The organism is Bacillus sp. NEAU-CP5 (assembly GCF_026420705.1).
GTDB lineage: Bacteria > Bacillota > Bacilli > Bacillales > Bacillaceae > Bacillus > Bacillus velezensis.
On sequence record NZ_JAPMOV010000001.1, the window covers coordinates 993,526 to 1,011,844 of the forward strand.

The 18,319-nt window shown below is 47.9% G+C and carries 19 protein-coding genes; 10 read left to right on the forward strand and 9 right to left on the reverse strand.

Annotated elements, in window-relative coordinates; genetic code table 11:
• Positions 1–68 precede the first annotated feature (68 nt).
• Positions 69–935, reverse strand: coding sequence for a Cof-type HAD-IIB family hydrolase (locus tag OTK50_RS04410; protein ID WP_007409237.1), 867 nt, complete (start codon positions 933–935; stop codon positions 69–71).
• Positions 936–1,391: 456 nt separating this feature from the next.
• On the opposite strand from OTK50_RS04410, the gene OTK50_RS04415 reads away from it, so the two are divergent.
• Positions 1,392–2,465 (forward strand): DNA alkylation repair protein, encoded by a 1,074-nt coding sequence (locus tag OTK50_RS04415; protein ID WP_266121835.1) that lies wholly within the window; start codon positions 1,392–1,394, stop codon positions 2,463–2,465.
• Positions 2,466–2,503: 38 nt separating this feature from the next.
• Here the strand turns inward: OTK50_RS04415 and OTK50_RS04420 are convergent, their stop codons facing one another.
• Both OTK50_RS04420 and OTK50_RS04425 read right to left on the reverse strand, forming a co-directional pair.
• A complete protein-coding gene (locus tag OTK50_RS04420; RefSeq protein WP_014720937.1) occupies positions 2,504–2,854 on the reverse strand; it encodes a YlbF family regulator in 351 nt (116 codons plus the stop codon).
• An 85-nt stretch (positions 2,855–2,939) separates the two neighbouring features.
• Complete coding sequence (locus OTK50_RS04425; RefSeq protein WP_032874319.1) at positions 2,940–4,073, reverse strand: DUF445 domain-containing protein; 1,134 nt, start codon at positions 4,071–4,073, stop codon at positions 2,940–2,942.
• A 237-nt stretch (positions 4,074–4,310) separates the two neighbouring features.
• Between OTK50_RS04425 and OTK50_RS04430 the strand changes: the two genes are divergently transcribed.
• The 6 genes from OTK50_RS04430 (at position 4,311) to OTK50_RS04455 (ending at position 8,356) form a co-directional block, all read left to right on the forward strand.
• Positions 4,311–5,402 carry a YheC/YheD family protein gene (locus tag OTK50_RS04430; RefSeq protein ID WP_088462343.1) on the forward strand — a complete coding sequence of 364 codons (1,092 nt, stop codon included), beginning with the start codon at positions 4,311–4,313 and terminating at the stop codon, positions 5,400–5,402.
• A complete protein-coding gene (locus OTK50_RS04435; RefSeq protein ID WP_088462344.1) occupies positions 5,392–6,750 on the forward strand; it encodes a YheC/YheD family protein in 1,359 nt (452 codons plus the stop codon). Before OTK50_RS04430 ends, OTK50_RS04435 begins: the two co-directional genes overlap by 11 nt.
• Before the next feature lie 82 nt (positions 6,751–6,832).
• On the forward strand, positions 6,833–7,048 hold the full coding sequence (locus tag OTK50_RS04440; RefSeq protein ID WP_012117190.1) for a YheE family protein: 216 nt from the start codon (positions 6,833–6,835) through the stop codon (positions 7,046–7,048).
• Between the two features lie 225 nt (positions 7,049–7,273).
• Positions 7,274–7,480, forward strand: coding sequence for an alpha/beta-type small acid-soluble spore protein (locus tag OTK50_RS04445; protein WP_007610368.1), 207 nt, complete (start codon positions 7,274–7,276; stop codon positions 7,478–7,480).
• Between the two features lie 101 nt (positions 7,481–7,581).
• Entirely contained in the window at positions 7,582–7,707 is a 126-nt protein-coding gene (locus OTK50_RS04450; protein ID WP_007610363.1) for a hypothetical protein, read from the forward strand.
• A gap of 28 nt (positions 7,708–7,735) precedes the next feature.
• Positions 7,736–8,356: an NAD(P)-dependent oxidoreductase gene (locus tag OTK50_RS04455; RefSeq protein ID WP_224224151.1), complete on the forward strand. Its 621-nt coding sequence runs from the start codon at positions 7,736–7,738 to the stop codon at positions 8,354–8,356.
• Positions 8,357–8,394: 38 nt separating this feature from the next.
• Here the strand turns inward: OTK50_RS04455 and OTK50_RS04460 are convergent, their stop codons facing one another.
• Together OTK50_RS04460 and OTK50_RS04465 are read right to left on the reverse strand one after the other, a co-directional pair.
• Positions 8,395–10,416 (reverse strand): ABC transporter ATP-binding protein, encoded by a 2,022-nt coding sequence (locus OTK50_RS04460; protein ID WP_221664299.1) that lies wholly within the window; start codon positions 10,414–10,416, stop codon positions 8,395–8,397.
• Complete coding sequence (locus OTK50_RS04465) at positions 10,413–12,170, reverse strand: ABC transporter ATP-binding protein (RefSeq protein ID WP_221664297.1); 1,758 nt, start codon at positions 12,168–12,170, stop codon at positions 10,413–10,415. The genes OTK50_RS04460 and OTK50_RS04465 overlap by 4 nt, the downstream gene beginning before the upstream one ends.
• A 421-nt stretch (positions 12,171–12,591) precedes the next feature.
• Here OTK50_RS04465 and OTK50_RS04470 point away from each other — a divergent pair, with 421 nt between their 5' ends.
• On the forward strand, positions 12,592–13,092 hold the full coding sequence (locus OTK50_RS04470) for a universal stress protein (protein ID WP_007409250.1): 501 nt from the start codon (positions 12,592–12,594) through the stop codon (positions 13,090–13,092).
• Positions 13,093–13,130: 38 nt separating this feature from the next.
• Here OTK50_RS04470 and OTK50_RS04475 read toward each other — a convergent pair whose 3' ends face one another.
• The gene (locus OTK50_RS04475) at positions 13,131–13,682 is read right to left on the reverse strand and encodes a hypothetical protein (protein ID WP_044801675.1); all 552 of its coding nucleotides are present in this window, start codon (positions 13,680–13,682) and stop codon (positions 13,131–13,133) included.
• A 108-nt stretch (positions 13,683–13,790) separates the two neighbouring features.
• Between OTK50_RS04475 and OTK50_RS04480 the strand changes: the two genes are divergently transcribed.
• Positions 13,791–14,375 carry a TetR/AcrR family transcriptional regulator gene (locus OTK50_RS04480; RefSeq protein ID WP_012117186.1) on the forward strand — a complete coding sequence of 195 codons (585 nt, stop codon included), beginning with the start codon at positions 13,791–13,793 and terminating at the stop codon, positions 14,373–14,375.
• A 41-nt stretch (positions 14,376–14,416) separates the two neighbouring features.
• On the opposite strand, the gene dat is transcribed toward OTK50_RS04480, so the two are convergent.
• Positions 14,417–15,268: a D-amino-acid transaminase gene (dat, locus tag OTK50_RS04485; RefSeq protein ID WP_029325975.1), complete on the reverse strand. Its 852-nt coding sequence runs from the start codon at positions 15,266–15,268 to the stop codon at positions 14,417–14,419.
• 256 nt (positions 15,269–15,524) lie between these two features.
• Between dat and OTK50_RS04490 the strand changes: the two genes are divergently transcribed.
• The gene (locus OTK50_RS04490) at positions 15,525–16,373 is read left to right on the forward strand and encodes a polysaccharide deacetylase family protein (protein ID WP_025284491.1); all 849 of its coding nucleotides are present in this window, start codon (positions 15,525–15,527) and stop codon (positions 16,371–16,373) included.
• A 32-nt stretch (positions 16,374–16,405) separates the two neighbouring features.
• Here OTK50_RS04490 and OTK50_RS04495 read toward each other — a convergent pair whose 3' ends face one another.
• A complete protein-coding gene (locus tag OTK50_RS04495; protein WP_374761539.1) occupies positions 16,406–17,137 on the reverse strand; it encodes an NAD-dependent protein deacylase in 732 nt (243 codons plus the stop codon).
• Between the two features lie 63 nt (positions 17,138–17,200).
• Positions 17,201–18,316 carry a mechanosensitive ion channel family protein gene (locus tag OTK50_RS04500; RefSeq protein WP_032874303.1) on the reverse strand — a complete coding sequence of 372 codons (1,116 nt, stop codon included), beginning with the start codon at positions 18,314–18,316 and terminating at the stop codon, positions 17,201–17,203.
• Between the last annotated feature and the right edge of the window lie 3 nt (positions 18,317–18,319).

Here is an 18,319-nt window from a genome sequence, read left to right on the forward strand (position 1 = left end):
AGAAAGAACAGGCTAAAATCAATCCGCGAAAAAGCCGCAGACCGGCGGTTCGCGTCTGCGGCTCTTGATTACGGCCGTTTCATATGGAACTTATCGAGAAAGCCTTTGCGGTGCTGCATGCGGAAATATTCCTTAATCATATAGGCGACTCCCTGTTCATCATTTGACCTTGTCACCCAGTCCGCTTTTCTTTTTAATTCATTTGAGGCATTCCCCATCGCGACGCCGAGACCGGCCAGCTCGATCATCGGCAGATCATCTTCCTGATGGCCGATAGCCACAACCTCTTCCATTGAAAGCCCGAGATCAGCGGCGACCATCGAAAGTCCGCTTTCTTTTGAAACCCCTTTAGGCACGATGTTCAGTTTTTCTCCGTTGACGCGGATCACATCGACGGCCGGGAATGCTTTCATTATCGTATCCGTTATATCAGCCTGCAGGCCATCTTCGGCATGCACTTCAATGACAGGCGCTGAAACCGGCTCATCAAGGAGCAGGTCACTTAATGATTCGACAAACTGCACCGGATAAAAAATCGGGTCAGACGGGTGAATCATCGTTTTCCCGACCAGATTGGAGTTCACTTTCTTCTTGTTTCCGATCGAATATTTTTCGTGAAGAAGCCGGATATTGCATGGATAGCTTTCCAGCACCTGAACAATATTAAACGTGTGATCTTCTGATATTTTCTTTTCAAAAAACGGCTCATCTATTTTTTCAGAAATGTATGCGCCGCTGTGGGTAATCAATTTCGCATTCAGCTTTAATATTTTCGCCACTTTTTGAGCGGAGCGAAAATGGCGGTTTGTGACCAGTGTGACGTAAATTCCTTTTTTCTTGACGTATTCGATGGCATCCTTTGTCGTTTGATGAAGTTTGCCGTTGGAGCGAAGAAGCGCTCCGTCTATATTTAACGCCAGCATTTGTTTTGACACAGAGAAGTCCCCCTCCTTGATGACTGTACTTGTCATTAGGATATGACCCTGTCTCTTTGTTTAGAACAACCTTTTCTCCGCAGCAAAAAAGCCTGCCTCAAGCAGACTTTGAACTGTCGTTTTGTTGGGATACGATCGATTTGCTGCCTTCTCCCCAATGTGTATTTCTATTTACGAAATATATCAGGAACCCCTTATTTGACCGTTGATGCGCTCGTTTCACTTACTCTCTGTTGCTACCCCTTATCATACCAGGCAGTATAGGCGACCGTATCCTTAGATCATCTGTAAGTGTAAGTGTAGGCGCTTTCAGAGTTATTATCTCAATTATATTGCTAAAAAACAAGGGTTTTTTTAACTAAAAAAATTAGAGGAAATATCTGTGCTGAATGTATGATAAAGTTGAAAGGGAACATACATTCTCATATAATAAAAGAAAAAAAAGCGGTGACTGTCATGTCTCTATTAAAAGATATTTATAACGAAGAATTTGCAGAAGCACTGTTCAACAGAATCAAATCGGCGTATCCGGCTTTTGAGCGGGACAAGTGCCGGGCGCTGATGTTTCAGGAAGATTGGCCCGGACTGACGTTAAAACAGCGGATGCGCCGGATCACAGACTCTCTATATGAAACACTGCCGAAGGATTACATACGGGCGCTTGACGTCTTATACGAGATAGCTCCCCACTTCTCAGGGCTCGCCGGGATTATTTTTCCCGATTATGTCCAACAGTACGGAACGGATCACTGGGACGAATCAATGAAGGCGCTTCAGTATTTCACTCGTTTTTCCACTTCTGAATTTGCGGTCCGCCCGTATATCAGGCTTGACCGGGAGCGGATGTTCAAAGAGTTCCTTTCCTGGACGGAGCATCCGGACGAACATGTCAGAAGGCTGGCCAGCGAAGGCTCAAGACCGCGCCTGCCGTGGGGAATCTCCATTCCGGCTCTTCTTGACGATCCTTCCCCGATTCTCCCTGTTCTGGACCGCTTGATGCAGGATGACTCGCTATATGTCAGAAAAAGCGTGGCGAATAACCTGAATGACATCTCCAAAACACATCCGGATCTTCTGGCACAGATCGCAGCCGAGCGGTTCGGAAGCTGTCCGCACACGGACTGGATTTTGAAGCACGCCTGCAGGACACTGTTAAAAAGAGGAGACAAACAGGCGCTTGCGGTTTTCGGGTTTGAAGACGCCACCCGGATTTCATTGGAACGTTTTACATTGAATTCGGAAACGGCCGCCATCGGAACAAGCATACATTTTTCTTTTCAGATCCGCTCATCCGCCCGGCAAAAAGTCAGGGTTGAATACGCGATTGATTTTGTAAAGAAAAGGTGGCACCGCAGCCGCAAGGTGTTTAAGATGTCGGAGTCCGCCATGGATAACGGAGACGTAAAAGCCTTCAGCAAACATCATTCCCTTAAAGATTTAACCACCCGCAAGCATTATCGGGGAATTCACACTCTGTCTGTCATCATTAACGGTACGGTAAAAGGTTCGCTTGATTTTTCTGTTGAATAAAAAAACCCCTCCATTTCATAGATGGAGGGGTGTGGAGCTTATTCCGGGCTGCCGTAAAGCTCTTCAAGAGGTTTCATAATAATTTTGTTTAACTCGCCGATCAGCATGCTCATGCGCTGTTCCGCTTCCATCAGCTGAGAAATCAATTCATGCTGCTGTACGAGAGCAACCGTTTTTTGTGCCTGCTCTACCTCTTCCTGAGTGATTTCTTCACCTGACATCTGTTTCTGCTGCAGCTGCAGCTGTACATTGCGGAAGTTATCAAACATGCGTTTTGCGGATTCATCTGCGTTTACTTGATCATAAAGCCCTCTCAGACGGCTGTATTCATCACTGTTTCGCAAAGCTTTTTCAAGATCATATGCTGCATCATAAAAATGAACTGCCATAGTAACCGCTCCTTTCTTCCTTTCGGACATACCACTCCACTATAACAGACTGCGGAGCGACTTTCATCATCGGCGTATGTTTTCCTTAGAAAAGAATGACAAACAAAGCCTGAATTGCTCCGATTATCCCGCCGAGCAGACCGCCTAAATACGTTATCATCTTAAATTCTCTCTTGGAAATCGACAGCACCATTTCCTCCAGCCGTTCAACGGGAAACTGATCAACCTGCTCTTTGACCACTTCCTCAAGACGCAGCCGTTTCAGCACATCCTCCAAATGAGCGGCAATACTGCCGAGTGCCGCATCAAGCAGCTTCGGCGCGTACGTTCCCGTAATCTCCCCTTCATAACGGGAGATGATGTCACCGAGCCGGCATTCGAAAAAGGGCGCGGTTTGAAGTGCGGCCAAAGCCCGCTTTTTCATGCTGAACAGCAGATCTTTCGCATTCCACTTTTCATCGGCCTCATAAAGTGTATAAGATTTGAGCTTGCCCCATTCTTGAGAAAGCAGATCAGCCAGAAGCTTTTTCGTTTCCTCATTGCGCAAAAACTTTAACAGCTCAGGCAGCACACGGTCTGCCAAGCTTGAATTGCCGAGGAACATCTGCACCATGCTGCCGAGCATCCCCCGGGAATTCAAAAAGTCGTCAATCATATTTCCGAGCCTTTCTTTCCCTTCTTCGCTCTCAAAATAATCAATGCTCCGCTTCAGAATATAATCTGCGGCCAGCGGGACTTTTTCATCCAGCTTTTCCTGAAGCTCATCAGGAAGCCAGTCTTTTATGGCGCGGTGCTCATATTTCCGGTACAGTTCCGAAAGCTTTTCATCGGTAAAACGGTCAATCCAGGCATCCGTCTTTTCCTGCGGATTCCCGATGCCCGCGGCGGCCAAAGCTTCGTGCACCGTCATCTCGGAAGCGGCCATTTTTTGCGTGAATTGTTCGGCGAAAAGAAGCGCCTGGTTTTTAACGGTATCTGATAAAAGCCGCTTTTTTATTCCTTCCGGGGTTAAAAGGTGGTTCGTCACCATGAGCCCCATTTGTTTTGCCAATTCATCCCGTCTTTTCGGGATCAGCCCCGGCGTAAACGGAACCCGTTTTCCGAACAGGTAATACGGCCGGTACGGACGAAATAACATCTGAATGGCAAGATGATTCGTCACCGCGCCGATCGCGGCTCCGATCACAATCATAAATAGAAACGTTCCTGCTATGCCCATTCCTTTTCTTCTGCCTCCATCTTATGTTCTATTTTCTTGATGATATATCTATTCGTATTATAGAGGCTGGCGGGCATGCGGGCAAATGAAGAACCTGAATTGTTGTTTGTGAGGAATAAGGCAAGATGCTGTTTCGTACTCTTTACAGTAGATCATCTTTTATAACGCGCTTAGCATATTTATTGGATGGAAGGGCCGTTCCATCAGCGGCTTTTTGAATAAAGGGGGAGTAATAATATGACAACACTCGGTTTTATGTCTGTATCCCGCCGGCACGAGGAAGATTACGCCGGGGAATTGGCTGAAAGAGCGCCTCAATATAATGTGCGCTTAGCCCGCTTTACACCGTTTGATATATTTCCGGATTCTTTGCGCGTGAAAGCGCTCGTCTATCACCCGCAAAGCGGAAAGTGGAACGAAACGGAAATCGATATTCCCGAATATATTTACGACCGCTGTTTTTACGGAAAATCCGCTGAAGCGCAAAAAGCCAAACCGATCGTCGAATGGCTGAAAAAATATCCGAAAACGGAATTTATCGGCCGGGGGCTTCCTGATAAATGGACGATCACGGATGCGCTCCAAAAGCATCATCTGATCAGTCCCTATATTCCTGAAACGGCCGAAGTCAGCCGCTATGAACAGGTGCAATCATACTTAGCCAAGGAAAAAGCATGTATACTTAAGCCCGCTTTCGGCGCGGGAGGCAGAGGCATCATCCTGCTTGAAACAGGCAAAAAATCAATTACGGCCACTTACTATATCGGAAAAAACAAACAAACAAAATCATTTTCCAATCACGTGTCTTTTAAGTCTTGGTGCAAAAAAGTGCTGCAGCACCGCTATTTGCTTCAATCCTACTTAAATATCCAGGATAAAGAGCGGCATCCGTGCGACATCCGCATTTTCATGCGTAAAACTGAGTCAGGCGTTTGGGAAACGGTCGGAAAAGCGGTCAGAAGGGGCTATCAGAACGGTCTTTTATCTCATTTGCCCGGAGGATCAGAACCGATTAAGTTTGACACATGGTTTGAGGAAATTCCGAGAAAGCAGCAGGCCGTTTTATTGGATGATGTCTTTTCGATCACCCAATCCGTCCCTTATTTCCTTGACGAACGGTTCGGGCCGCTGTTTGAGCTGGGGCTCGATATTTGTTATGCCAAAGACGGACGCATCTGGCTTTTGGATGTCAATTCAAAGCCGGGACGGAAAGCTATTTTAAGCGTGGCTCCGGAGGCGAAAGAGGATTTGTATACGAATCCGCTGAGACGCTTCCGCGAGCTTCAGTCACAGGAAAGCCGGAAAGGAGTATTACCGCGTGAATCATAAAGGGATGATTGTCGGCATCGATAAAAAAAGCAAAAATACGCTGTTTCTCCCCTCCTCCATGAAACGGGAAGGGCTTTTATCCGCTGCCTTCGGGACCAAGGTTGTCAAATGCCGTGTAGCCTTTTCTCAATCACTTGAAAAAAGCGCGCTCCTTTCTGAAGATTTGTTTGAGGAGCTGCTGATACCGCATAAAAGCCGGGCTGACTTTCTCATACACGGCCAGACGGTGCACATCGGACCGCTGATCGGCGTTTTCACAGCCGGGTTCACATCATCGCCGTCCCGCCCATTAAGAGACCGTACAGCCTTCTTTTCCAAGATGCTCTCTCTTCATGAACAGGCGAACGGATATTGTTTCGTTTTCGGGGCCCATCAGATCAACTGGGAAGAAGGCACCGTCCAAGCGCTGATTTATAAAGAAAACAGCTGGAAACGGACGGCCGTCCCGCTTCCGAATGTCGTATATGACAGGCTCCCCAGCCGAAAAACAGAAGAAGTTCCGCTTTTACAGCAGACAAAACAAAGGCTGATGAATGACTATCAGATTCCGTGGTTTAATCCGCAATTCTTTAATAAGTGGGACATTCATAAGCTTCTGGAAAAAAACAGTCTCACCGCTTCACTACTGCCAAAATCTGTCCTGCACCCGAATGCGGAAGCGTTAGAGACGTTATGCAGCACGTTTGACACCGTCTATATCAAACCTGCAGACGGCGCACTCGGCACGGGGATTTACAAGGTGGAAAAAACAGATGCCGGCTTATCTGTCAAACACACGAATGAGGAAAAAACGGTGGTGACGGCAGAGTATTCAGATGCGGCATCCTTCATGACATCATTTAAAGAAAACAATGACCCGTCCGCATTTTTAATTCAGCAAGGCATTGACCTGATCCGGCTGGATGGGCGCCCCGTCGATTTCAGGGTGCACACGAATAAAAACGCCGAGGGGAAATGGACAGTGACGGCCATTGCGGCAAAAATTTCAGGTGAAAACAGCATCACGACGCATCTGGCAACCGGCGGAGAAGTCATGACGTTAGCTGAATTATACGGCGATCCGCGAGAGAGAGTCGGCATGATGCGGAAACTTTCAAAAGCCGCCTTGGCGGTCAGCCGCGTGTTAAATGAGCACATTGAAGGTTTTATCGGCGAAATCGGTTTTGACCTCGGCGTCGATCATTCAGGGAAAGTTTGGATGTTTGAAGCCAATTCCCGCCCCGGGCGCAGCATTTTTTCCCATCCGAAGCTGAGATCGGTCGATTACCTGACAAAACGGAGAAATTTTGAATACGCGTCGTATTTATCAGAACGGTCCATCACCGCCCCGGAAAAACTTTGGCGGTGAGGCTGTCTTTTTTTAGGTTTACCCGGGACAGGCAATGAACGATGAGCTACAATGAACAAGATCAACATTTCCCATAAGGAGCGTGAACGTCATGATTTCGCACTTCAGCTGGAAACCGTTATTCAAAAAAGAGAAACTGCCCGGATGGCGGATTTCATTTTACTGGCAGGGTACGCATTACGAAGGGATTTACCATAAGTCCGGAGACATTGAATGGGGACACACACATCCGGGAAAAGAAGAGCCGGCTCTCGTAAAAGAGCTGCATGAATTAATGCTTTATCACATATATGACTGAAAGCTAAAAGCTCAGCCGCACCAGGCTGGGCTTTTCTTTTTTCCTTCCGCTATTTACCACACCGTTTTCCGAATGAGATGCCGTTTGATTCACCATAATACGTAGTATAAAGCGGCAAACAGCATTGGGTGAAGCCGAGCTGGCAATGGTTTTCATTCCGAAAACCATCGGCTGGTGCAATTCCAGCAAACCCAACCATACTACTTTATAAAGGAGATCATACAAATGGCAAACAACAACTCTTCAAACCAACTAGTAGTACCCGGCGCTGCTCAAGCAATCGACCAAATGAAATACGAAATTGCTTCTGAGTTCGGCGTAAACCTTGGCGGAGAAACAACTTCTCGTGCAAACGGTTCTGTCGGAGGAGAAATCACTAAACGTTTAGTATCTTTCGCACAGCAGAACATGGGCGGCCAAGGCGTACAATAACTCAATAAATGGCTTACAGAAGGCGCGGGATACCGCGTCTTCTTTTATGCCGTCACCCTTTTTTCCTATTCCACATACCCTAGGAAAAAAGGAGGGAAAACATGTCATTCATTGCCTCAGTCAATTGGGAGCTGTTTCAGTTCGTAAGTGTTTCTTTGGTCAATGAATATGTTGCCCACCATTTCCCGTTTATCCACAGGTATTCTTTTCCCCGCTGCTTTGAATGATATAATGAGCGGCGAGGAGGTTTTTTACATGAACATCGCTTTACTCGGAGCAACGGGAAGAGTCGGACAGGCTTTTATAAAAGAATCGCAGAAACATGGACATATGGAGATATTCGCTCTTGTCAGATCAGCCGGTACAGTCCTTCCCATTCCTGAAAAACAAATCATAACAGGGAATGCGAGGCGGCGGGAAGATGTAAGCCGATTGATTTCCAAAGCGGACACAGTCGTGAGCTGTCTCGGCACGGACGGTGACGATACCCTTTCAGCCGCTATGACCCATATAATAGACAGCATGAAACGGCATCATGTTCAGCGTCTGATTACGATCGGAACCGCGGGTATCCTTCAGTCACGGCTTATGCCTGATCAATACCGTTTTGAATCGGCAGAATCAAAACGAAAATCAACAAGAGCCGCAAAGGAACACGCCCGCGTATACGAGATGCTGCTGGCAGAGGATCTTGACTGGACGATCATCTGTCCCACCTACCTTCCTGACGGAGATGCTGCCGGAGTTTACCGGTTCGAACAGGATCGCCTTCCTGAAGACGGCGCTGAAATCACCGTCGGAGACACGGCGCATTTTCTGTACCGTGAGCTGATCAGCCCGCAGTTTGTCAGAAAAAGGGTGGGACTGGCCTACTGAATGAAAAAAAGGCGAATCTTTAGATTCACCCTTTCCGATTACACCGCGGACTTCGCAGTTCCTTTCTGCAATTCATACATTTGGTGGTACTGCCCCTTTTGCGCCATTAATTCGTCATGGCTTCCCTTTTCAATAATACGGCCCTTTTCCAGCACGAGAATCTGGTCTGCGTGTCTGATCGTGGAAAGCCGATGGGCGATAATAAATGTCGTGCGCCCTTCTTGAACCACTTGCAGCGCTTTTTGAATGACTGCTTCTGTTTCGGTGTCAATGTGCGCCGTCGCCTCATCCAAAATTAAAATGGCCGGATCGAACACAAGCGCTCTTGCAAAAGAAATCAGCTGACGCTGGCCTGAGGACAGGGTGCCGCCTTTTTCGGTGACGGGCTCTCTGATGCCCTTCGGCAAAGATTGCAGAAGGCTTGCGGCGCCGACTTGGCGAAGCGCTTCTTCCGCCTGCTCCAGAGAAATACGCTGATCATCGAGCGTCACATTGGAGCCGATCGTGCCCGAGAAAAGATACGGGTCTTGCAGCACAATGCCCATATGCGACCTCAGCTCCTGCCTTGACATGCCGTATATGCTCTGACCATCCAGCAGAATATCCCCTTTTTGAGCATCATAAAAACGGAACAGAAGATTCAGGATGGAGCTTTTGCCGGACCCCGTATGGCCGACGAGGGCGACCGTCTCCCCTTTTTCAGCTGTAAAGCTGATGTGTTTCAGCACCTCTTCTCCCTTTCGATATCCAAAAGAAACATCGCGGAATTCCACAGTTCCTTTCGCCTTTCTGTCTGCGGGAGCGCCTTCTTCTTCCGTTTCCTCCTTCTGTAAAAGCTCGAATACCCTGGCGGCAGAGACACGGGCCAATTCAAGCTTTGAAAATTGGTTGACAATCCCCGTAACCGGCTGGAACAAACGGTTTAAATAATCAACAAATGCATATAAAACACCGATTGAAACAATTCCGGCCGCACTCAGACTCGCGCCCCCGAAATACCAGATCAGCCCGACAAACGCCAGATTGCGCAACACATTGACAAGACTGTGGGACATGAGGGAATTTAAGGACAGCATTTTGTTTTTGTAGCGGAAATGAGCTTCATTCAATTCTTCAAATTCCTTCATCGTTTCCTTCTCGCGGCGGAACGCCTGAATAATCGGCATCCCTTGAATGGACTCGTTCATTTTCGCATTGATGTCACTGTTAATGGAACGGATTTTTTGGTTGAAGACGGATGCGTATTTGCGGTAGACAACCGACCAGATCATTAAAATCGGAATAATCAGCAGGCAAACGGCGGCCAGCCTGACGTCAAGCATAAACAGCGCCGTAAAAATGCCGAGCATATAAACGCCGCTTGTGATAAATGTCGACAGCACCGTTACATATAAATCCCTCACCGCTTCTGTGTCATTCGTAATGCGGGCCACGACTTTTCCGGCAGGCAGATTATCAAAGTAGCGGATCGGCATTTTCTGAATGTGTGAAAATACATCCTGCCTCATGCGCTGTATGATTCGGTTCGCTCCCATCTGCAGCAGATAATGCTGGCCGTAATGAAAACATACGGAAAACATGAGCAGTCCCGCGTAAATGGCGGTCAACGTCAGCAATCCTTTTATTTCCGGACGGTAAAATTGAAAAATCTCCTGTCTTGATAACGTAATGGCGGGATATGACCTGCTTTCTTTACCGTTTGATATCGTCAGCCGGCCGTCAGACACTGAACGGTTTCCGTCAAAACTGACGGGACGGTCAACAAAATAGTAGCCCGCACCGACTTGATAAATGTGCGCCTCTCCGGTTTTGTCCGCCCCCGGTTTGAGCCGGTCCTCCCTGACATAATCATGCCCCCGGAACCTGACGGCGCCCGGATCGTCCGCAGAGGCTTTAACCCATGTTTTTTCAATGCCGAGAATGTGGTCGTCAATCATTTTTTTTCCGATAAACGGGCCGGTCAGCTCAGTGCCGACCGCAATAATGAGCAGGACGACCGCCCATATCAGCAGCTTCTTATATTGAAGCGCGTAATTCCATAATCTTCTTCCGGTCTTCATGCGCCCGTCCCCCCTTCTTCAAGAGAGGACAGCTGCTGCCTCTCATATTGTTTTCGATACCAGCCGTTCTGCGCCAATAGCTCCTGGTGCGTGCCTCTTTCAGACACCCGGCCTTCATCCATGACGAGAATGAGATCTGCGTGTTCAACTGCCGAGAGCCGATGGGTGGTGATAATCGTTGTTTTATGCCGCCGTTTTTTACGGATGCTGTCAATGATGGCGGCTTCCGTTTTCGCGTCTACGGCAGAAAGCGAATCATCTAATATGAGAATGTCAGGATCGGTCAAAAGCGCTCTCGCAATTGAGATGCGCTGCTTTTGTCCGCCAGAGAGCGCTACGCCCTTCTCGCCGACAAGCGTCTCAAGCCCGTCGGAAAGCATGCCGATATCGTTTTCAAAATGCGCATCTTTCAGCGCGCTGCCGATTTCCTCTTCGTTTGCATCCTGCCGGCCGTAAAGCAGATTCTCCTTTACAGTCTTTGAAAATAAAATATGATCCTGCGGCACATAGCCGATCCACCCGCGGAGCTCCTCGAGCGGAATCTCTTGAATCGGAACGCCTGTAAACGTGATTGCTCCCGCCCCGGGCGGATATTCACGCAACAGCTGCTTAATGATCGTCGTCTTTCCGCTTCCCGTCTTCCCGACGATGCCGAGTGTCTGCCCTTTTTCTACGGAAAAAGATACATCAGAAACCGCCGGTCCCGCTCCGCTCGGATACTTGAAAGTCACTTGTTCAAAAACAAGACGCCCGGGCTCCTTGATGCCGGCGGGGTGCTTGGGTCCTGTCACGTCAGGCTCATAGGAAAGCGTCTCATTGACACGATCCAAGGAGGCATTTCCGCGCTGCATGATATTGATTAATTCTCCGATCGCAAACATCGGCCAGATCATCATTCCGAGGTACACGTTAAACGATACCAGCTCTCCCAGCGTCAGCCGGTTTTGAAAAACGAGATAAGCGCCGTAGCCGAGACCGATGAGATAGCTGAGGCCGACGAGAAGTTTCACAGTCGGTTCAAAAAGTGAATCGATAAACGCCACCTTCATATTTTTCTCATATACATCCGCCGTCATATCACCGAACCGGCTGACATCATTTTTTTCCTGCACGAAAGCCCGGATGACCCGGACGCCGGATACCGACTCAAGCACCTTGTCATTTAATGATCCGAAAGCATCCTGCGCTTCCGTAAACCGCTCATGGATCTTTTTTCCGTACAGGCTGACCGCAGCCGCCATTATCGGCAGCGGAATAATCGCGGCAAATGTCAGCTTCCAGCTGATGAGAAGCCCCATTGTCAAAAATATCGTCAGCATATACATCGTCGAATCAACGAGCGTTAAGACCCCGAAGCCCGTCGTCATACTGACGGCCTGCAAGTCATTTGTCCCCCGCGCCATTAAATCGCCCGTTCTGTATTTCTCGTAAAACGGCGGTGACATTTGAAGAAGCCTTCCCATCAGCTTTGAACGGAGAATCTTCTCCATGACATTCGCCCCGCCGAAAAGCTGATACATCCAAAAATAAGACAGTAAATAGACGGCTGCCGTTAATGCGAGAAAAACACATATGTAAAACAGCATCCCGCTTTTTGTAAACACGCCCGCCTTCATATCGTCTATCGCGTTACCGAGAAGTTTAGGCGGAAACATTTCAATGACATTCACAATCAATAACAGAACAATCGCTGTCGTATAGCGCAGCCAATAGGCTTTAAAAAACCACGCGAGCTTTTTTAATACAGTAAACAAATACCGTCATCCCCTTTCATCAATCAGCCGCCCTCAAGCTTTTCCGGATTGTTTTTCATTGTTTTCGCTAATACCGCCACATGCATCACACCTGTCTTTCTTTCATTTTTTTGTATAAAAAAAGACATGAAGCCTCAGCTCCATGCCTCTTATTATTATAAATAAGGTACAGACCCGCCGTTTATGCGCGACTGCCCCGTTTTTAAGCAAATGTTCAGAAAACGGAAGCTGTATGGGAGTCACGCCGGTATTCAGCTGAAGATGAGTTGACAAGCTTTAGTTTTGACATGATCCATACCTCCTTTTTCCCTATATTGTTCCTTCATCATATAAACAAATCCTTTTTTTGTCAACGCAGGTTTTACATTTCTGCCATTCGGGTATTGTAAAACAAACCTTTTTTACTGAAAGGATGAGGCCGATGTTTCACGCGGACCGGTTGATAGCAGCTTTTGACGGAAGTGATGATAGTAAAAAAGCGCTCCAAAAAGCCATAGACCTTTCAAAAACATTTCACGCAGATTTAACGGTCGTACATTCCCACAATGCAAAAGATACCCGGACGATTGTTGATCCCCCGAGGCCGGGAGCCGGGGCAACGTATATCGGCGGCGGGATTGCAAGCGTTCCTGACCCGCTCCAGGCGGAAAGAATCTCCCCTGATCCGATGATTTATGAAGACCGTACGGAAGAAATCGTTGCGGAAGCGAGAATGCTGATGAACGACAGCCAGATTGACGGGGATATCGACATTTTAGAAGGTGATCCCGCTGATGCCATTATCGAGCATGCCGACCGTATATCGGCGGATTTGATCGTCATGGGGAGCCGGGACCAGAACAGGCTGAAAAAACTTTTATTCGGAAGTGTCAGTGAAAAACTGTCATCGAAATCTGATATTCCCGTGCTGATCGTAAAATAATTCTTTCTGTAAAGCAGCTTAATCAAAAGCTGCTTTTTTTACAGCTCCCGGCTGTTTCTTCTTTTTTTCGGCATCACAAAAAAACTCGCCATGATCAAAAAATCGATGCACAATACGACAGACCATCCCTTTAACAGTACGCTGAGCGCTTCGGTGCGGGAAGCGTCCTGAATGAGAAATACCGTTCCGGCTAAAAGAACGCCGCCGATGACAAATGCTAATACATGTCTTCCCCACCCTTTCGCATAATGTTTGGCATAATCCAGTCCGTACCGTTTGACCGGTTTTGCCCCTTCCTTGACCACATAATAGCGGAACCGCTCATCCGCCCATTGAATCATGCTTTTTCCGAAGGCGACAGACACTCCGATATAAATGGCCGCCACCGCATGCGCCATAGTCGCCGCCGCCCCTCTGTATAAATCAGCTGCAGCCGCCAGAAACAGTACGGCATCCAATAAAGGAATGAGAGCGAAAAAAAACATTCCGAGCTTTTGCCGCCTGAATATATAGCGCGTCGCCAATCCAAAGATGACAGCCGCCCAAAAAGCAGCCTCACAAATGACAATCAACCAAGCAATCGCGTTCAATCCGGTTCCCCCTTATCGTTTTCTAAAATGCATTGTATCACTGCTTTTTATTTAATACAACTGTATTACAAAATTGCAAGAAAAAATATTTCCTGTTACACTGGAACCATGCCTAAAATAATCGATCATGAAAAAAGAAGAAAACAAATAGCCGAAGCCACTTGGCGGACGATTTTGGAGCGGGGAATGGAAGGAGCGACAGTGAGAAACATCGCCCAGGAAGCGGGTCTTTCTTTAGGCGCGCTGAGGCACTATTTCACCACCCAGGATGAGCTTTTAGGGTATGCGATGACACTCGTAAAAGAAAAAGCGGCCGCCAGAATTAACGAAGTTGCCATGAAAGATCTGCCGCCGAAAGAAAAAGCGGTGCGTCTGATGCTTGAAATCATCCCGACAGATGAAGAAACGATGGCTGAAATGGAGGTATGGTTCGCTTTCACAGCTTATGCCAGACATAAGGGAGAAGAGTTTCAACCCCAGCAGGACGGGATCTTGGCATATATCCGCGGTCTGATTGACTGGCTGGATGAAAATAAGCTTCTGAAACCGAATCTTGATAAAGAGATCGAAGCGGAGAAAATGTACGCCATCGCCGACGGATTGGCGCTGCATGCCATGCTTGAACCTGAGCGTCTTTCAAAAGAGAAGATCTCCCGTGTGCTCGTTCAGCATATCGAATCTCTTTTTATCTGACTGAAGCAAAAAGGCCGGATGTGTTCCGGCCTTTTTTCAGCTTATGACTGAACGCCGAGCTCCTGCTGAATGTGCGACTGAAAAGCCTCCTGAATCGTTTTGGCTACAGGTCCCGGCACTCCGCTTCCGACCGGTTTTCCGTCAAGGGTTACGATCGGGATTAATTCAGCCGTCGTTGACGAGATGAAAATTTCATCCGCATCCCTGAGTTCGTCTTCGGTAAGAGCCTGCTCCCGCACCTCAATCCCGTTTTCTTTCATCAGCTCTAACAGTTTCATCCGCGTAATGCCGTTTAAAATCAGCTCATTTGCAGGATGCGTCCGGACAGTGCCGTTTATGACGGCATATACATTGGAAGAGGTTCCTTCCGTGACCGCTCCGTCCCTTATCAGCACCGCTTCATAAGCGCCTGCTTCATAGGCTTTTTGTTTAATCATCACATTATACAGTAAATTCAGACTCTTAATGTCACACCTCAGCCAGCGTTTGTCTTCCGCCGTTATGGCCTGCGCTCCGGCTTTTTGTTCATTTTCCGGTTTTTTCACTGAAAAGGTGTATGCCGTCGTCTGCGGTTCCAATCCTTCGTCATACTGGTGCTTCCGCGGCGCCTTCCCTCTCGTCGTCTGTATATAGACCCCGCCGTCAATGAGTTTGTTTTCCTGTACGAGCTTTTGCAGATCCCATTCTATGTCCTCTGCGGAGAAAGGCAGGGTGATGCCGATTTCTGCGGCGCTTCTGAAAAGACGGTCAATATGCTCGCGCAGACCGAATAAGGCGCCGTTGTACACTCTGATGACCTCATACACACCGTCACCGAATTGATATCCGCGGTCCTCAATATCAACTGCCGCTTCTTCACGATCAATCAACTGGCCGTTTACTAATGTCTTCATGTAAACCCTCCTCATCGTTATCTGCCGTGATGTGCATTCTCAGCTGTTATTGTCAACTATTCTATCATACTGAACGAGCCGGCTGCGGAGTTTATTTTTTTCTTAAAATCTTATTATTCGACATCTTTTCTATGTCTTTTCCAGTTTTGTTCCTGTATACTTGATTCGACATACATATGCTGTTAACTTATGGCACTTCGCAAGCCTCCGCTGTTATCGGCATTATGCAGAAACTTATGCTACTGGAGAGATTGTTATGCGCAACACAAAAGAAGGTGCTTCCCCTTCTCTGTTTTCATTGGCTTTTAAACTTACGAGTTTAGCAGTTTTGTGCGGACTGCTTCTGGTAATCGTCATAATGGGATATTCCGCTTCCGCCGCAAAAAACAAACAGGTCACCGTGACTGCAAACGGGCAGCTTCGGGATGAAGCAGAAAGCCTGCGGCTGAAAAATGATTCTCCTGACGTCTTAATGAAACATTTGCAGAGAGAGCGTGACCCAGGGAAAAAAACGGTATATTTAACCTTCGACGACGGGCCGTCTCCATATACTGAACAGCTGTTGAATGTATTGAAGGCAAATGGCGCAAAGGCCACTTTTTTTATGCTTGAACCGCGGATGAAAGCCTATCAGCATTCCGTGCAAAGAGCGAAGCAGGAAGGAATCGCGCTCGGCCTGCACGGCGTGACGCACGATAATCACCTGTTTTATCAAACACCGACATCACCGCTGAACGAAATGCAGCAGGGACGCGATACACTCGAGGCAATCACCGGGGTAAAAACGGATCTTGTCCGCACGCCTTACGGCAGTAAACCGTCATTGACGGATGCCCAAATTAAGAATCTTGAAAAAGGCGGATTCGTGTACTGGGACTGGACGATAGACAGTGAAGACTGGAAGTACAAAAATGCACGGTACGTGCCGGAAGTATTGAATCAGCTCGCATATTTGGAAAGCGTTCATACGAGCAGGCCGCATGTCATTTTAATGCACGATCTGCCTGCGACGGTGCACGCTTTGCCTAGCCTGATCCAAAAACTGAAAGCCCAGGGCTACTCCTTTGATGTTCTGACGGATCAAATGATTCCCGTCCATGAATAAGAAAAGCCGGATCTGTATATGATCCGGCTTTTTTATGTCGCGGCGCTGATCCGTTTTGCAAATTCACCGATCTTCTCATGGATGACAAGATCAAATAAATGGTCGCAATATGTCGGCTCAAGGTTAATGATCACCTGCTTCAAACCGGGAATCCGGGCCGCATCCTCAGGGACAAACCTTGCCGGCGCCACTTCAAGCGAAGTGCCGATCACAAGAAGAAGATCAGCTTTATCAAGCTTTTCATAAAGGGTTTCAAAATGCTGAACGAGATCACCGAACAGCACGACATCCGTTTTTAATACGGTGCCGCATACCGCATGATCACCGATTTCCGCCGTACATTCCGGCACTTCGTCCTTCAGCAGATGAGAAAGCCCGTAGCGCGCTCCGCAGCGGGGGCATGCGGCGGTCTGAATTGAACCGTGAAGCTCATAGACACTGCTGCTTCCCGCTTTCTTATGCAGCCCGTCAATATTCTGCGTGAAAATGTCTACCTGCTTTCCCCGCTTTTCAAGATCCGCCAAATACGTATGGCCGGCATTCGGCTCATAGCTTCCGCTCATTTTCATCTGAAAGAGCTGTTTGAATTTAGGCCAGAATTCACGCGGACGGCGTTCAAAGTATTCCCTGCTCATCGCTTCCATTCTGGAGGTGTCTTCGGTCCATATACCGCCCGCCGAACGAAAATCAGGAATGCCGGATTCCGTGCTCATTCCCGCCCCCGTCAGCACCACGATACGTTCCGCCTGATTGATCAATGTCATAAACGCTTCCACTCTTCCACCGCCTTTTCTTTTTATCATATCATGAAAAAAGAACGGCGCCTGTTATGCCCGTTCTTTTTCTCCGGAATGATCCTTCACATGAACCGGATCATCGTGGCTTTTCTGTTTTACGAATACATTCTGGCCCGGATAGGCGAACTCCACGCCTTCCTCAGCAAAAATATCAATAATCCGGCGGTTGATATCCTGCCGCACGTCCAGGCTTTCCGCCCAGACGATGGTCTTTGTGTAAAAGTTGAAAAACAGATTATAATAGCTGTCCGCAAACACGTCAAAGTTAACCATAATCGTATCATCATGCACGCCTTCATGTTCACGAAGCATTTCTCTGAGCCTTGTGATGCACCGCTCTAAACGATCAATCGGCGTCGCATAAGAAACACGAACGGAAAACGTGACCTGGCGCTTCGTCATCCTCGTCCAGTTTGTGATGGCTTCCATGGACAGCGTTGAATTGGGTACGGTAACAAGCGCCCCCTGCGCCGTGCGGAACCTTGTGCTTCGGAATGTGATATCTTCAACGCCCCCCGTCACAGATGACGTCTCGACCCAGTCGCCGATCGTAAACGGCTTTTCCGTAATGATGATAATGCCGCCGAAAAAATTGCTGATCGTATCTTTAGCCGCAAGCGCGAAGGCCAATCCGCCAAGTCCGAGTCCGGCCACGAACCCGTTTACATCATAATTGAATTCCTGCGCGATCACACTGACGCTGAGCGCGAGAATGACAAAGCGCAGCACCTTGGATAAAAACGGCGCCAAAATGTCATCCATATCAAGCTCAAAGCGCTGATTGACTTTATGAAATAAAAACGAAGACGCCGATGTCAGATTGCAAAGCCCCCAGGCGATCAGCGCAACGATCAGAGAGCGGTACAATTTTTTGACAATGTCCATCTGCCCGTCTAAAAACGGCGAATACTCAATCGCCAAAAACAGACCCAGCGCCGCGAAAAACCATCTGGCCGGCTTGTCAAACGCTACGGCAATCTGCTTGAATATGTCGGTTTTCGGCTTGTTCGCCAATTTGTAAATGAGCTGAAAAAAGTATTTGACAAACAGTTTTCTCAAAACGAGAAAAGCCGCTAAAATTCCGATGCTGATACTGATCTGCGAAATATGGTCAAGCGTAAAAAAGCTCTGAAATTGTGTCATCATAGC

What these genes read in the sequence shown, in the direction of transcription:
- OTK50_RS04460 (WP_221664299.1), bottom strand. Translation starts at nt 10,416, where the DNA reads ATGAAGACCGGAAGAAGATTATGGAATTACGCGCTTCAATATAAGAAG.
- OTK50_RS04445 (WP_007610368.1), top strand. Translation starts at nt 7,274, where the DNA reads ATGGCAAACAACAACTCTTCAAACCAACTAGTAGTACCCGGCGCTGCT.
- OTK50_RS04425 (WP_032874319.1), bottom strand. Translation starts at nt 4,073, where the DNA reads ATGGGCATAGCAGGAACGTTTCTATTTATGATTGTGATCGGAGCCGCG.
- OTK50_RS04480 (WP_012117186.1), top strand. Translation starts at nt 13,791, where the DNA reads ATGCCTAAAATAATCGATCATGAAAAAAGAAGAAAACAAATAGCCGAA.
- OTK50_RS04420 (WP_014720937.1), bottom strand. Translation starts at nt 2,854, where the DNA reads ATGGCAGTTCATTTTTATGATGCAGCATATGATCTTGAAAAAGCTTTG.
- OTK50_RS04455 (WP_224224151.1), top strand. Translation starts at nt 7,736, where the DNA reads ATGAACATCGCTTTACTCGGAGCAACGGGAAGAGTCGGACAGGCTTTT.
- OTK50_RS04490 (WP_025284491.1), top strand. Translation starts at nt 15,525, where the DNA reads ATGCGCAACACAAAAGAAGGTGCTTCCCCTTCTCTGTTTTCATTGGCT.
- OTK50_RS04495 (WP_374761539.1), bottom strand. Translation starts at nt 17,137, where the DNA reads ATGACATTGATCAATCAGGCGGAACGTATCGTGGTGCTGACGGGGGCG.
- dat (WP_029325975.1), bottom strand. Translation starts at nt 15,268, where the DNA reads ATGAAGACATTAGTAAACGGCCAGTTGATTGATCGTGAAGAAGCGGCA.
- OTK50_RS04415 (WP_266121835.1), top strand. Translation starts at nt 1,392, where the DNA reads ATGTCTCTATTAAAAGATATTTATAACGAAGAATTTGCAGAAGCACTG.
- OTK50_RS04450 (WP_007610363.1), top strand. Translation starts at nt 7,582, where the DNA reads ATGTCATTCATTGCCTCAGTCAATTGGGAGCTGTTTCAGTTCGTAAGT.
- OTK50_RS04470 (WP_007409250.1), top strand. Translation starts at nt 12,592, where the DNA reads ATGTTTCACGCGGACCGGTTGATAGCAGCTTTTGACGGAAGTGATGAT.
- OTK50_RS04430 (WP_088462343.1), top strand. Translation starts at nt 4,311, where the DNA reads ATGACAACACTCGGTTTTATGTCTGTATCCCGCCGGCACGAGGAAGAT.
- OTK50_RS04500 (WP_032874303.1), bottom strand. Translation starts at nt 18,316, where the DNA reads ATGATGACACAATTTCAGAGCTTTTTTACGCTTGACCATATTTCGCAG.